13 protein-coding genes are annotated in these 13,370 nt (G+C 43.9%); 11 read left to right on the plus strand and 2 right to left on the minus strand.

All coding sequences use genetic code 11. The features are described from left to right. The 11 genes from QVP94_RS02335 to QVP94_RS02385 all read left to right on the plus strand — a co-directional run. On the plus strand, positions 1-1,139 hold a 1,139-nt coding region (locus tag QVP94_RS02335; protein WP_288213157.1), incomplete at its 5' end, for an OmpP1/FadL family transporter. Positions 1,140-1,344: 205 nt separating this feature from the next. Beyond that, positions 1,345-1,938 carry an RNA polymerase sigma factor gene (locus QVP94_RS02340; protein ID WP_005858157.1) on the plus strand — a complete coding sequence of 198 codons (594 nt, stop codon included), beginning with the start codon at positions 1,345-1,347 and terminating at the stop codon, positions 1,936-1,938. 75 nt (positions 1,939-2,013) lie between these two features. Continuing rightward, on the plus strand, positions 2,014-2,187 hold the full coding sequence (locus tag QVP94_RS02345; protein ID WP_005858156.1) for a hypothetical protein: 174 nt from the start codon (positions 2,014-2,016) through the stop codon (positions 2,185-2,187). A gap of 78 nt (positions 2,188-2,265) precedes the next feature. Beyond that, complete coding sequence (rpe, locus tag QVP94_RS02350; protein ID WP_005858155.1) at positions 2,266-2,916, plus strand: ribulose-phosphate 3-epimerase; 651 nt, start codon at positions 2,266-2,268, stop codon at positions 2,914-2,916. A 32-nt stretch (positions 2,917-2,948) separates the two neighbouring features. Continuing rightward, positions 2,949-4,235: a ComEC/Rec2 family competence protein gene (locus tag QVP94_RS02355; RefSeq protein ID WP_022191864.1), complete on the plus strand. Its 1,287-nt coding sequence runs from the start codon at positions 2,949-2,951 to the stop codon at positions 4,233-4,235. Positions 4,236-4,273: 38 nt separating this feature from the next. Beyond that, positions 4,274-5,323 carry a DHH family phosphoesterase gene (locus QVP94_RS02360; protein WP_005858152.1) on the plus strand — a complete coding sequence of 350 codons (1,050 nt, stop codon included), beginning with the start codon at positions 4,274-4,276 and terminating at the stop codon, positions 5,321-5,323. Positions 5,324-5,375: 52 nt separating this feature from the next. Beyond that, positions 5,376-5,948, plus strand: coding sequence for a BamK family beta-barrel-assembly machinery protein (bamK, locus tag QVP94_RS02365; RefSeq protein ID WP_005858151.1), 573 nt, complete (start codon positions 5,376-5,378; stop codon positions 5,946-5,948). Beyond that, positions 5,945-7,333: a phosphoglucosamine mutase gene (gene glmM / locus QVP94_RS02370; RefSeq protein WP_005858149.1), complete on the plus strand. Its 1,389-nt coding sequence runs from the start codon at positions 5,945-5,947 to the stop codon at positions 7,331-7,333. Before bamK ends, glmM begins: the two co-directional genes overlap by 4 nt. Before the next feature lie 113 nt (positions 7,334-7,446). Continuing rightward, on the plus strand, positions 7,447-8,103 hold the full coding sequence (locus QVP94_RS02375) for a SusR-related protein (RefSeq protein ID WP_022191865.1): 657 nt from the start codon (positions 7,447-7,449) through the stop codon (positions 8,101-8,103). Then, complete coding sequence (locus tag QVP94_RS02380) at positions 8,100-8,852, plus strand: DUF6377 domain-containing protein (protein ID WP_022191866.1); 753 nt, start codon at positions 8,100-8,102, stop codon at positions 8,850-8,852. Before QVP94_RS02375 ends, QVP94_RS02380 begins: the two co-directional genes overlap by 4 nt. 149 nt (positions 8,853-9,001) lie before the next feature. Next, positions 9,002-10,384, plus strand: a complete 1,383-nt coding sequence (locus QVP94_RS02385; RefSeq protein WP_022191867.1) for a DUF1080 domain-containing protein — start codon at positions 9,002-9,004, stop codon at positions 10,382-10,384. A 343-nt stretch (positions 10,385-10,727) separates the two neighbouring features. On the opposite strand, the gene QVP94_RS02390 is transcribed toward QVP94_RS02385, so the two are convergent. Continuing rightward, positions 10,728-11,219: an NUDIX hydrolase gene (locus QVP94_RS02390; protein WP_009017132.1), complete on the minus strand. Its 492-nt coding sequence runs from the start codon at positions 11,217-11,219 to the stop codon at positions 10,728-10,730. A 3-nt stretch (positions 11,220-11,222) separates the two neighbouring features. Then, positions 11,223-13,322, minus strand: coding sequence for a DNA topoisomerase 3 (locus tag QVP94_RS02395; protein ID WP_022191868.1), 2,100 nt, complete (start codon positions 13,320-13,322; stop codon positions 11,223-11,225). Positions 13,323-13,370: the final 48 nt, after the last annotated feature.

A 13,370-nucleotide genomic window follows, 5' to 3' on the forward strand; every position in this document is an offset into this window, starting at 1 on the left:
CAGGAATGCCTAGCGGACTGTTAGGGGAGGATAAGGACTATAATCCTTATAACAATCAAGACTTGGGTGATTGGCTATCTATTCTAGGATACAATGCCGGTTATATGGATTCATATAACGATAATGATAAAGAGTATTATAGTGCGTTCGGAGATAATAATGCGGATGGGCAATGGAGTCCATATTTATTGCAAGGAGGTCAATTAAAAGTTTCAGAGCGAGGTTCCGTGGATCAATATGATTTGGCTTTCGGTATAAATATATCGGAACTTGTGATGCTTGGCGCTACGGTTGCGATTACGGATCTGAACTATCGATATCAGTCATCGTATGATGAGGAATTTACGAACGGCAATAATTTATACTTAGATAATTACTTGGATACGGATGGTACCGGGTATTCATTTAATGTGGGTGCCATTGTTCGTCCCGCCGATTTTCTTCGTTTGGGTGTGGCTTATAATTCTCCTACATGGTATAAGATGACAGATCGCTATTATGGTGAGGCCGGTTCTTATCTGACCTTTATGGATAAAGGGGAGATGAAGGAGCGTAAACTAGATGCCGCTACCCCTAATAATGCTTATTATGACTATGAATTCCGTTCTCCGGATAAATGGATCTTTAGTGCCGCCGCTATCTTGGGTACGACCGCTTTGATAAGCGTTGATTACGAGTTGATGAATTATAAGAATATGCGTATGTATCAAACGGATGGTAGCAGTAACGTGTATACTAACCAAGATATAACGGATAATTTCAAGTCAATGAATACGATCCGTGTAGGTGCGGAGGTAAAGGTTACTCCTCAATTTGCCGTAAGAGCAGGTGTCGCCTACAGCGATAGTCCGATCAAGGATAAACTGAAGAATGGAGAGAAAGAGGTCTTTACGGTTGGTACGATTCCTAATTATACGATCGATAAAGGGGTCATGAATTATACGGTAGGTATCGGTTATCGCTTCACCCCGAACTTCTATACGGACTTGGCTTGTGTATTCCGTACGCATAAGGAAGATGTTTATGCGTTCTCTAATATGTTTGCGGGAGATGATCCGAAACCATTCCTCGAAGCCCAACCCGCCACGATGAAAACAAACACGACTCGTGTAGCTTTGACATTGGGATACAAGTTCTAATATACATATATTTTAGATCAGTAAAGTCCCCTGTTCGTACGTTAAAGGTGCGGGCAGGGGACATTCTTTTTATAATTTGAAATAAAATGTTTGTTGGTTTAAAATATTTTTCGTTCTTTTGCTTCCATAAATAACATTGTATAACAGTTAAACCCCATCGCCTATAGCATAAACATTACTCGAATAAACTAAAAATGTGAAAGTAATGAAGACTTTAAAAATGATGACCGACGAGGAATTGGTTGTCCTTTATGCAGAAGGTAATAATGCCGCTTTCGATATTTTATTAAATCGATACAAAAGTAGCATTCATTCTTACATTTATTTCATAGTACGTAACAAAGAGCTTACGGAGGATATCTTTCAAGAGACCTTCGTGAAGGTTATCATGACTATAAAACAAGGTCGCTATACTGAGAACGGCAAGTTTAAGGCATGGATTACTCGTATTGCCCATAACTTGATTATCGATAATTTCCGTCAAGAACGTTGCGAAAACACGATCTCGAATGATGAGGTAGAAATCGACTTATTTAATAATATCAAGCTTTGCGATGGTACGATAGAGGATAATATCGTGCGCCATCAAGTATTGTCTGACGTGAAGAAATTGGTAAAGCATTTGCCGGATAACCAGCGTGAAGTGTTGGAGATGCGTTACTATCAAGACCTTAGTTTTAAGGAAATCGCCGATATCACGGGGGTTAGCATCAATACGGCCTTAGGGCGTATGCGTTACGCTATCTTGAATATGCGCCGTATGGCCGATGAGAACCGTATCGAGCTATCTATGGTGTAAAATAATTTTCTTTCCATGCAATAAGTCTTAGGTCCCTACGTTTTATTAGCAAACAAGATAAAAATAGAGGTGCCTATGAGGAAGCTTTCTACGCAATGCATGGATGATTTGGAGAAAAAAGTGAAAAGTGCCCCGGAGGCGAAAAGTTCGCCTCGGAAGCAAACGATGGATTTCTTGAAACAGTTTGCGAGGGCTTATCAAGCGGAACCGGCTGTACGTCCGGAGCTCTGCGGGTATGTGTTGAACTAAGAATTACGGAAAGAGAATCTATATTATTAGGTTCTCTTTCTTTTTTTGTGTACTTTTGTAAAAACAAAAGACAAGATTATGAAGCATTTGATAGCGCCTTCCCTGCTTTCCGCTAATTTTCTGGATTTGCGGAAGGAGATGGAGATGATAAATAAAAGTGATGCCGATTGGTTGCATCTGGATATTATGGATGGGGTATTCGTGCCGAATATCTCGTTTGGTTTCCCGGTACTTAACGCATTAAAGCCTATATGCCAGAAGCCGATGGATGTGCACTTGATGATCGTGGAGCCCCAGAAGTTTATCCCCGAAGTGGCGGCTACGGGAGCCTATATGATGAACGTGCATTATGAGGCATGTACCCATTTGCATCGGACGGTAGCGGCTATTAAGGAAACGGGCATGAAAGCGGGTGTCACCTTGAATCCGCATACGCCCATATGCTTATTGGAAGATATTATCCAAGATGTGGACATGGTTTTATTGATGTCCGTGAATCCGGGATTTGGTGGTCAACGTTTCATTGAGCATTCCGTAGATAAGGTGGCTCGTTTACGAGAAATGATAGACCGGAAGGGATTGAGTACTATGATCGAGGTAGATGGCGGGGTGAATTTAGAGACGGGGAAGCGCTTGGTTGACGCCGGTGCCAATGTGTTAGTCGCCGGTAACTTCGTATTCAAATCTCCAGATCCGATACAAACAATTAAAGACTTGAAAGCTTTGTAGAACATATTAATATATCACAAAACCTAACTATCATGATTGAGGAAATACAAAAGCGGCCTTTTGTACGGCCGCTTTTTTTATGGATAACCGGAATTTTATGCTATGCGTTTTTACCTGCCTCTTCGCTCCTATATGTTTTAGGGGTTTTATCTGCTTTGGTTTTTCTTTTTTTGGGGTTCTCGTGGGGGCAAGGGCATGCTGAGTTGCAATACGATTCCCGTTGGATATGGGGAGCTATAGTCTCCGTTTTGATTGTATGTTTGGCGGTTGAGGTCTGTTGGTATAGTGACCGGCGTATAGCGCTTGTAAATGAGCCTGCTTCTTCTTTAGATTTATTGGCTACCAAGGCTCAATATTCTTTGGTAAATACATTTGATCGTTTGCGTTTATCTGATGAGGAGAAATCTATTTTGGCTACATTGACATTGGGATATAAGAAAGCGATGAGTCGGGAAACGAAAAGGCGCTTCTCTTTGGCGGGCGTGTCTCATATATTAGCGGTGAGCGGTTTTCATGTTGCCGTGATTTGTGGATTCTTATCTTTCTTTTGCTCGTTTATGCCAAGATGGGGGATAGGACGTTGGGTTCGTTATATCATTCTGGTGGGAAGTCTTTGGGGGTCTGTCTTTATCACAGGATTAGCGCCCTCGGCGGTACGGGCAGCCTTGATGCTATCTTTATATTTAACAGGAAGGGCGCTTAGGCGTGTTACGGATGGATATAATACATTGGCCGCCGCCGCTTTCTGTATGCTGGCCTATAATCCGTATTATCTGTTTGATGTCGGTTTTCAGTTAAGCTATTTGGCTGTGTTTTTTATTTTATTCCTAGTGCCTCGTTTCAAGGAATGGATAGTGGTGAGAAATCCTTTGTTGGCCATGCCTTGGGAATGGATTACGGTGTCTATTGCTGCACAGATAGGTACTGCTTTGCTCTGTTTTTATTATTTTGGACAATTTTCGACAGTTTTCTTGTTTACGAATCTACCGGTCACTCTCTTGGCTATGTTTTTGATTCCTTTTGCCTTTTTGTGGTTAGGCTATCCGGTGGATTTCTATGGATATGACTGGATACAGAAGATCGTAGAAGGGCTGGTTCATGGCATGGTAAGGGTAGTGGACGTGTTTAGCGTTATGCCTTATGCGACGATTACGGGTCGTTTTAGCTTCTTTGAGATGCTAGGAGGTTATGGGTTTCTTGTTTTATGCTTGATATATATGAAGATACGGGAACCAAAAGTTTTGTTAGCCGCCTTAACCCTTTTGTTAATAATATCAGTAAAGATCCTTATTGAACTTTTTTTGATAGCCGGAAACTAAAAAAGTCGTACCTTTGGGGGTGAAAACAAAAAGATTATATGATCACTAAAATCATTCAAGAAGAGAAGATTCAGAAAGCCAAAAAATACGTAGAGAAAGGCGAGAGTTTTGTTATCGTGACGCATGTCTCACCAGACGGCGACGCATTAGGTTCATCCCTTGGTTTATATCATTTCCTATCCGCTTACGGTAAGGATAATGTAGCGGTAGTGGTACCGAATGCATTTCCCTCTTTTTATAGATGGATGCCGGGCGCTAAGGATGTCGTGATACATGAGAAATATCCGGATTTCGCCGAGAAATTGATCAAGGAAGCGGATGTTATTTTCTGCCTCGATTTCAATGAACCCAAACGTATCGAGAAACTGGCTCCGGCGGTGATCGCCTCAGAAGGCCGCAAGGTGATGATCGATCATCATCTGAACCCCGCAGATTTTTGTCGTGTGACGATGTCGTATCCGGAGATGTCTTCTACCAGTGAGATGATCTTCCGTTTTATTTGTCGTATGGGGATGTTCGATTTATTGAATCGGGATGCCGCCGCTTGTATCTATACGGGTATGATGACGGATACGGGATCGTTCACCTATAATTCGAATAAACCGGAGATTTATACGATCGTCAGCGAATTGATCAAGAAGGGGATTGATAAGGATTTGATCTATCGTAAGGTGAATCAGGTCTATTCCGAGTGCCGTTTACGTATGATGGGATATGTGTTGTATGAGAAGATGAGGGTTTATCCGGAACAACAGGCGGCTCTTATCACGTTATCGAAAGAGGAACTGGATCGTTTTCAGTACCAGGCAGGAGATACGGAAGGCTTCGTGAACTTGCCGCTAAGCATAGAGAACGTAAGCTTTAGTGTCTTTATTCGTGAGGACAGCGATTATATAAAGGTATCGCTTCGCTCTGTGGGCGATTTCCCTTGCAACCAGTTTGCCTCTACTTATTTCAACGGGGGTGGACATAAAAATGCGTCCGGAGGTGAGTTCTATGGCTCTTTATCTGAGGCCGTAGCCGTGTTTGAGAAAGGTTTACAGGAATTTAATCCTAATAAATCAGAAGATTTAGGCAAACATGCGTAAGGTTTGACGAAGATTATTTACATTTGCGATTCATTCAATTAAAGACTAACAAATGAAGAAAGGTTTTAATATCCTGTTGATTCTGTGTGCCGCATTAGTTGCTATCTCTTGTAGCAAGACAAAGTCGTACACGGATATGTTGAAAGATGAGAAAAAGGCAATCGAGCGTTTTATCGATGATAAGGGCCTTGAGATCTTAGATGATTTTCCTGCTGATAGCGTATTTAAGGAAAATCAGTTTGTGCTCTTGGATAATGGTGTCTATTTGAATATTATTGATAAGGGAAGCGATCAGAGAGCGGTGCAATATAAGACGAAAATGTTGTACCGTTGTAAGATGAGTTACTTCATGGATTCTACCATTGTCGCTATTGAGAACTATGGCCCGCATAGTAATGGAACTTCTCCTATCGCTTTTACATATGGGGATTATTCGAAGAATTCACCTTATGATCCCTCTTATTATTATGTAAGTGAGGGAATGCAAGAGCCTTTGAAGTATGTTGGAGATCGGGCTAAAGTGAAAATGATAGTGCCTTTCAAAAGAGGAGCCTATAATGATCAATCAAACGGTCAACCTGTATATTACGAAATTCTAGAATATATATTTGAAGAAAACTTATGACACTAATTAAATCTATTTCCGGTATTCGCGGTACAATAGGCGGTAGCCCGGAAGACGGATTGAATCCGTTAGCTATTGTTAAGTTTGTAGCCGCTTATGCTACATTCATCCGAAAAAACACAAAAGTGGAGACCAATAAGATCGTTGTAGGGCGTGACGCACGTATCTCCGGTCCGATGGTTAAACAAGTCGTCCTAGGAACGCTTACCGGTATGGGATTTGATGTGGTGGATATCGATCTGGCCACGACTCCTACTACCGAATTGGCCGTAGCTATGGAAGGGGCTTGCGGAGGTATTATCCTTACCGCCAGTCATAATCCGAAGCAATGGAATGCCTTGAAGCTTTTGAATGAGAAAGGTGAGTTCTTGAATGCCGCTGAAGGGGCTGAGGTATTACGCATAGCTGCCGCCGAGGACTTCGAGTTCGCCGACGTGGATCATTTGGGCAAGGTAATCCCGAATGCGACTTATAAGCAAAAACATATTGAGAGTGTCTTGAATCTGGATCTCGTGGACGTGGAGGCTATTAAGGCCGCTAATTTCCGTGTAGCTATCGATTGTGTGAACTCCGTAGGCGGTATCGTGATCCCTGATTTATTATATGCGTTGGGCGTGAAGGAAATCTTCAAGCTGCATTGCGCTCCTCATGGAAACTTCTCTCATAATCCGGAACCCATTCCGGAAAACTTGACAGAGATCTCCGATTTGATGGGACATGCGAAAGCGGATGTCGGTTTCGTAGTGGATCCGGACGTAGACCGTTTGGCGATTATCTGCGAGAATGGCGAGATGTTCAACGAGGAATACACCTTGGTCGCTGTCAGTGATTACGTATTAAGCCATACTCCGGGTAATACGGTAAGTAACCTGAGCTCCAGCCGTGCGCTTCGTGACGTTACCCGTGCTCATGGCTGCGAATATAATGCCGCCGCTGTAGGCGAGGTAAATGTGGTTACCAAGATGAAGGCTACGAATGCCGTGATCGGTGGTGAGGGCAACGGTGGAGTGATCTATCCGGCCAGCCATTACGGACGCGACGCTTTGGTAGGTATCGCCTTGTTCCTGACTCATCTGGCAAAGAAGAAGATGAAGACGAGCGAGTTGAAGGCTTCTTATCCTCCGTATTTTATCTCCAAGCAAAAAGTCCAGTTAACGCCGGAGATCGACGTGGACGCTATCTTAGCGAAAGTAAAAGAGAAGTTCTCTCAATATGATATTACGGATATCGACGGAGTGAAGATCGATTTCCCGGATAAATGGGTTCATTTGCGTAAAAGCAATACGGAACCGATCATCCGTATCTACTCTGAGGCCCATACGATGGAGGAAGCCGAGGAATTAGGCGGTCAATTAATACAGATCATCAACGAGATGTGTAAATAACACCCTTTCGGGGCGTTTTAAAATATTGGGTTCAGTCTTCAGCCGAGGTAAGCTATTTATACTCTGTTGATTTGACTGAACCCTTTTCTTTTGGATAATTCTCAGTTCGTGTAATGAATAAACTAATAAAGGTAATCTTATTTCTAATTGTCGGGATGGTTCAGGTCTTCGCATGGGGAGGGCTGAGAGGGGACACGTTGGCCAAGGAGCTGGATGAAGCTGTCTTGAATAGATCTTTTTATCTGCAGCAACGGGAGCAACGGATCACGCAGCTAAAGGACATGTTTCTCTTGAGCAAGATATCGTTGTGGCAGGAATATGAGATCAACCACCAATTATACGAGGAATTCAAGAAAATACAACAAGACTCGGCCATCTATTACATAAAGCGGAATATGGAGATAGCGTCATTTATGAAGGATACGGCACGCATCTATACTTCCCGCTTACGGCTGGCTACGCTTTATGCTTTCTCCGGGATGTACCGTGAGTCGGAAAGTCTGTTGCGAAGCATAGACCGTGAGTTGCTGTCTAAAGAGCAGAAACAGGATTTCTATGAGGCTTATTATTCGTTTTTCTCTTATTACAGTACGAATCTGGATTCTTTTGAATATAGGAAACAACTTGATTTATACAAGGATTCGTTATTGTCTGTCTTAGATACGGCCTCTTATCGGTATAAGATAAATCTGGCGCAGAAATATCTGGCTCACGGACAGGCGAGGTCTGCGGAGAAGGTGCCGTTACTTGCAATATACAGTTCCGCATGAATGAGATCTCTAAATTCTATCCTATCATTAATGCTTCCTATCAGACACGGGAAGCTCAGGGCAAAAGGCAATTGATGACTTATTTCTTGTTGATCAGCCTATTGACGCTCTTTCTGATCCTTTCTCTTGCCTATGTGTATAGGCAGATGCGGAAGATCTCAGCGATACGAGAAGAGTTGGTTAATACCAATGCCTGTTTGGTAAAGTTGAATGGAGAGATAAGCGAGACGAATAATTTATTGCAAGAGCGAAATATACAGCTATCGGAGTCAAACCATATCAAGGAGGAATACATCGCTCATTTCCTCGATCTCTGCTCCACCTATATTAATAAACTGGAGGATTACCAGAAATCGCTACAGAAGAAGGCGATGAATAAACAGTTGGACGAGTTATTCAAGATGCTCCGTTCGACCCGTATGGTGGAGAATGAGGTGGAAACGCTTTATGTCAACTTCGATCGAATCTTTCTTGGATTATATCCTACGTTTGTCAAGGACTTCAACGCTTTGTTGCAGCCCGAGGAACGTATCGTCTTGAAATCGGAGGATCTGTTGAATAAGGAACTTCGTATATTCGCCTTGATGCGGTTGGGGGTTACGGACAGCGTAAGGATAGCCGCTTTTCTTCGTTGTTCGTTGAGTACGATCTATAACTACCGGACCAAGGTACGTAATAAGGCGTTAGTGCCTCGTGATGAGTTTGAAGGTTGGGTGATGAGGATCGGGATTAACCGGAATCCGTTATAATCAATCTACATTTTTTAGGATGGTGATCTTTATTAACTGATTTGTATTTAATAGGATAGCGGATCATACTGTCTACATTTTTATATCAATCTTCTTTTTGCTTCTTATTCCCGGATACATTTGCGGCATAACTTTTAAAAAGAGATGCCATGAAGATTAAATTAATGATTGCCGCCGTGATCGCCTGTTTGGTGTTCACGGGATTTACGAAAGAGAACGTATCCGATACGGTCGATCACAACGCATGGAAGACATCCGGCGTCGTGGTCATACAAAATGATATCCTTACGTTGGCCGGTTCCAACGCCCGTGCTTTGTTGAACGATGGCAAAGGCTATACGAACTTCGAGTTAGATATGGATGTACGTACCACGACCGGTGGCAAAGGTTATATTGGTATCCATACGGACGCTACGGATCGTAAAGGATACCGTATCGCCTTGAACAACGATCGGGAAGATCCGGTTTGGTGGCGGATGACGGGTAGCTTGGTGTCGGTCCGGAACCTGACGAAGAGTTTCGTGAAAGAGAACGAATGGTTCAAGATGAATATCCGGGTAGAAGGACGGCTTGTCCGGGTGCGGATTAATGGTGAGACTGTCGTAGAATATATAGAGCCTTCCAAACCTTTCCGTTTGAAGGAGAACGCTAAAGCATTGTTATCCCAAGGTACTATCTCGCTGGTGGGTACGGGACGTGGAAATCTTCAGTTTAAGAATATCTCTTTAGAGGCGTTCAGCGCGAAAGGAATAGACATTCCCGCTCAATGGGCGAATGCCGTGGATGAGCAGACGGACGAGATTATTCGTTTGCACCAAGAGGACTTCCCCGTGCTTGATTATCATGTTCATTTAAAAGGTGGATTGACGAAGGAAGTAGCCGCACGGCAGTCACGCCAGACGGGTGTTAATTATGGCTTGGCTATCAATTGTGGCATCGGCTTCTCGATCACGAACGATACGGAGTTGTATAATTATCTGGATACCATGCGTACCCAACCCTTTATCTTGGCTATGCAAGCGGAAGGACGTGAGTGGGTAACAACCTTTTCGGAGGCGGCCCGCAACAGCTTTGACTATGTGTTTACCGATGCCATGACGTTTCTGGATCATAAGGGGCGGCGTACGCACCTATGGGTAAACAAGGAAGTGATTATCGACGATGAGCAAGCATATATGGATATGATGTTGGATCGTATCTGTTCTGTCTTGGAAGAGCCGGTCGATATGTACGTGAATTCCTGTTTCCTTCCCGATGCGATGAGTGACCGATATGATATGTTTTGGACAGAAGAGCGTATCGACCGTTTCGTGAATGCCTTGGCAAAAAGTGGAAAGGCTTTGGAGATAAATGAGCTTTATCATATTCCGAATAAAGCGATCATTCAGAAAGCGAAAGCCGCGGGTGTAAAGTTCACGTTCGGTTCCAACAATATCACGCCGGAGGTAGGAACGCTCGATTATTGTATCCGTATGAAAAAGGAATGCGGTTTGACGGCGCAAGATATGTATAAACCACACATTAATATATAGGATTAGTTTTAAGGTCTGAACAAACATTAGATTTAAGGTAGAGGTATTAGTGCTTTAGGCAAAGATTGTTAGGTTTCGAGGTAAGATACATATGGAGTTACAGTTATAATATAATAGGTCGATTACTATAGGACAAAACATCTTATTTACTATATATAAAGATAATCATATATAGTTACATTCCACAAACCACGGCGTGAATCGTACAGACCATAGCATGGTTTGTATAATTCACGTCGTGGTCTGTACAGTTCACGCCGTGGTTTGTGGAATGTAACTGTATCTTACGAAGAATAAACAGGCTCTTGAATAACTATTCTAGCTGAAGTGTAGCGTTTTTATCCTATAGGAAAATAGCGGTGAATTCCTTTTCGAAATTCGGGGTGAATGCGCCTTTCCCCAGATTCTCTTTGATCTCCTCGATCGGCCAGAAACGTCCTCCGTCCAGTTCCTCGGGATCGGGGGTGATGGGGCCATCGTAAGTGGTCCGGAAGCTGTTTACCAATTCCTTCTCTATGGAAGACTCGAATATATAACGTTTGATGAAGACAGGCGTGAAATCGGTAATGCCCAATTCCTCACGAACCTCACGGCGCAGGGCCTCTTCCACGCTTTCTCCATAATCAATATGCCCACCTACGGCCGTGTCCCATTTTCCCGGTTGTATATCCTTGTTCATGGAACGTTTTTGTAGATATAGATCTCCATCCTTATTAAAGATATGTAAATGGATTACGGGATGTAGCAACTTCCTTCCGCTATGACATTCCTTGCGAGTAGCCTTTCCGATCGTCTCACCTTCCTCGTTTACCAGAGGAAACCATTCTGTTCTCATATTTTAAATAGACTTTAATTTACTGATAACCGTACCTAACTCCTCATCCGTTAAATTATTTCCATACGTAGCGTAATCCAAGAGGAACGTACATCCATTCTTGTATTCGGAGCAACCATAAGCGGTTTTGCCCCGGAGGATAGAGCCTTTGTGACAGATGGGGCAAACGGGCTTATCCGTTGATGGAAGCTCCAATTCAGGAGTAGCCTCCGTTTTCTCTTTCTCTTTCTTGGCACGAGGCTTACGAGGTTTCTTTTCCTTTTTCTCCTTGGGTTCGTCTTTGGGAGTTTCTTTAGCTGCTTTAGACGTATCCTCAATCGTAATCGTTCGCCGGGTTTGGTCGGAAAGGACGTTTATGACGACCTCGTTTACCATTTGCTTCAACTCATCAAGGAAAGTTCGGGCCTCATAAGTTCCCCGCTCGATCTGGCGAAGTTTCTTCTCCCAAAGACCCGTCAACTCCGCGCTTTTCAGCAGTTCCTCATGGATCGTGCCGATCAATTCCGCACCGGTAGCGGTGGGATAAAGATTCTTACGTTCCTTTCGTATATAATTACGCTTAAATAAAGTCTCGATGATCGCCGCACGGGTAGAAGGGCGGCCGATACCGTTTTCCTTTAAGGCATCCCGCAGCTCGTCATTATCCACTAATTTACCGGCGGTTTCCATCGCCCGCAATAAAGTAGCTTCCGTATAAGGTTTCGGAGGCTGGGTCCAAGTCTCTTTCAAGATCGGTTTATGCGGGCCGCTTTCTCCTTTCACGAAATCGGGTAATACGCCTTCTTCCTCGGTGGGTTCAGCCTCCGGATCTTTCTGCTCGGCTCCGAATACGACACGCCAACCCGGTTTGAGGATTTGCTTTCCAGTCACCTTGAATTCTACCTTATCCACTTGACCCAAGACCGTAGTGGTCGATATCTCGCAATCCGGATAAAAGGCGGCGATAAAACGACGGGCTACCAAATCGTACACCTTCCGTTCCGTATCCGTAAGATTGCGGGCGGGGACTCCGGTAGGGATGATCGCATGGTGATCGGTAACCTTCGAGTTATCAAACACTTTCTTGCTCTTCGGCAATTTCTGATTCATTAAAGGAGCGGTAAGCTCCGTATAATCCACCAACCCTTTCAAGGTATTGGGAACTTTCGGATAGATATCATCACTAAGGAAAGTCGTGTCTACACGTGGGTAGGTTGTCACCTTCTTCTCGTAGAGCGATTGGATCAACTTTAGCGTATCGTCCGCCGTAAACGCGAATTTCTTATTACATTCCACCTGCAACGAGGTCAAGTCGAATAGGCGGGGGGCGAATTCCTTCCCTTTCTTCTCGGTGATACTGGTAACAGTAAAATCCTGTTCCTTTACCTTCTCCAGAAAAGCCTCGCCTTCCTCTTTCTTCGTGAACTTACCTTTCGTGGCGGAGAAAGTCGTATTCCTGTAAATGGTCTTTAATTCCCAATAGGGTTCCGGCTTGAAATTGTCGATCTCGGCTTGCCGGTTTACGATCAAGGCGAGCGTTGGGGTTTGCACACGGCCAATCGATAATACCTGCCGGTTCTGCCCGTAGCGCAAGGTATAAAGGCGGGTGGCGTTCATCCCCAGCAACCAGTCGCCGATGGCACGGGATAGCCCGGCCTCATATAACTTATTGAATTCCGTCTGTTCTTTGAGTTTTTGGAAACCTTCCCGGATCGCCTCCTCCGTAAGCGAGGAGATCCAAAGGCGGTAGACCGGGCATTTACAACCTGCCTTTTGCATGACCCAGCGTTGGATCAGCTCTCCCTCTTGGCCGGCATCACCGCAGTTAATGACCATCTCGGCATTTTGCATCAGGCTCTCGATTACCTTGAATTGTTGCTCATACGTAGGATTCTCGATTAGTTTGATACCGAACCGGGGAGGGATCATAGGTAGTGACCCCAGACTCCAGCGTTTCCAGTTCTCCGCGTATTCATGCGGTTCTTTCAGGGTACACAAATGCCCGAATGTCCAAGTTACCTGATATCCGTTTCCTTCGATATACCCATTCATTCGTTGGGTTGCCCCTAATACTTCCGCGATTTCCCGGGCCACACTCGGCTTTTCGGCGATACAAACTTTCATCAATACATCATCCTTTCTTAAATGAACAGACAAAAATACATGATTATT

Origin of the sequence: Parabacteroides sp. CAG:2 (genome assembly GCF_000436315.1) — a bacterium.
Lineage (GTDB): Bacteria > Bacteroidota > Bacteroidia > Bacteroidales > Tannerellaceae > Parabacteroides > Parabacteroides distasonis.

What these genes read in the sequence shown, in the direction of transcription:
- QVP94_RS02340 (WP_005858157.1), top strand. Translation starts at nt 1,345, where the DNA reads ATGAAGACTTTAAAAATGATGACCGACGAGGAATTGGTTGTCCTTTAT.
- QVP94_RS02345 (WP_005858156.1), top strand. Translation starts at nt 2,014, where the DNA reads ATGAGGAAGCTTTCTACGCAATGCATGGATGATTTGGAGAAAAAAGTG.
- rpe (WP_005858155.1), top strand. Translation starts at nt 2,266, where the DNA reads ATGAAGCATTTGATAGCGCCTTCCCTGCTTTCCGCTAATTTTCTGGAT.
- QVP94_RS02355 (WP_022191864.1), top strand. Translation starts at nt 2,949, where the DNA reads ATGATTGAGGAAATACAAAAGCGGCCTTTTGTACGGCCGCTTTTTTTA.
- QVP94_RS02360 (WP_005858152.1), top strand. Translation starts at nt 4,274, where the DNA reads ATGATCACTAAAATCATTCAAGAAGAGAAGATTCAGAAAGCCAAAAAA.
- bamK (WP_005858151.1), top strand. Translation starts at nt 5,376, where the DNA reads ATGAAGAAAGGTTTTAATATCCTGTTGATTCTGTGTGCCGCATTAGTT.
- glmM (WP_005858149.1), top strand. Translation starts at nt 5,945, where the DNA reads ATGACACTAATTAAATCTATTTCCGGTATTCGCGGTACAATAGGCGGT.
- QVP94_RS02375 (WP_022191865.1), top strand. Translation starts at nt 7,447, where the DNA reads ATGAATAAACTAATAAAGGTAATCTTATTTCTAATTGTCGGGATGGTT.
- QVP94_RS02380 (WP_022191866.1), top strand. Translation starts at nt 8,100, where the DNA reads ATGAATGAGATCTCTAAATTCTATCCTATCATTAATGCTTCCTATCAG.
- QVP94_RS02385 (WP_022191867.1), top strand. Translation starts at nt 9,002, where the DNA reads ATGAAGATTAAATTAATGATTGCCGCCGTGATCGCCTGTTTGGTGTTC.
- QVP94_RS02390 (WP_009017132.1), bottom strand. Translation starts at nt 11,219, where the DNA reads ATGAGAACAGAATGGTTTCCTCTGGTAAACGAGGAAGGTGAGACGATC.
- QVP94_RS02395 (WP_022191868.1), bottom strand. Translation starts at nt 13,322, where the DNA reads ATGAAAGTTTGTATCGCCGAAAAGCCGAGTGTGGCCCGGGAAATCGCG.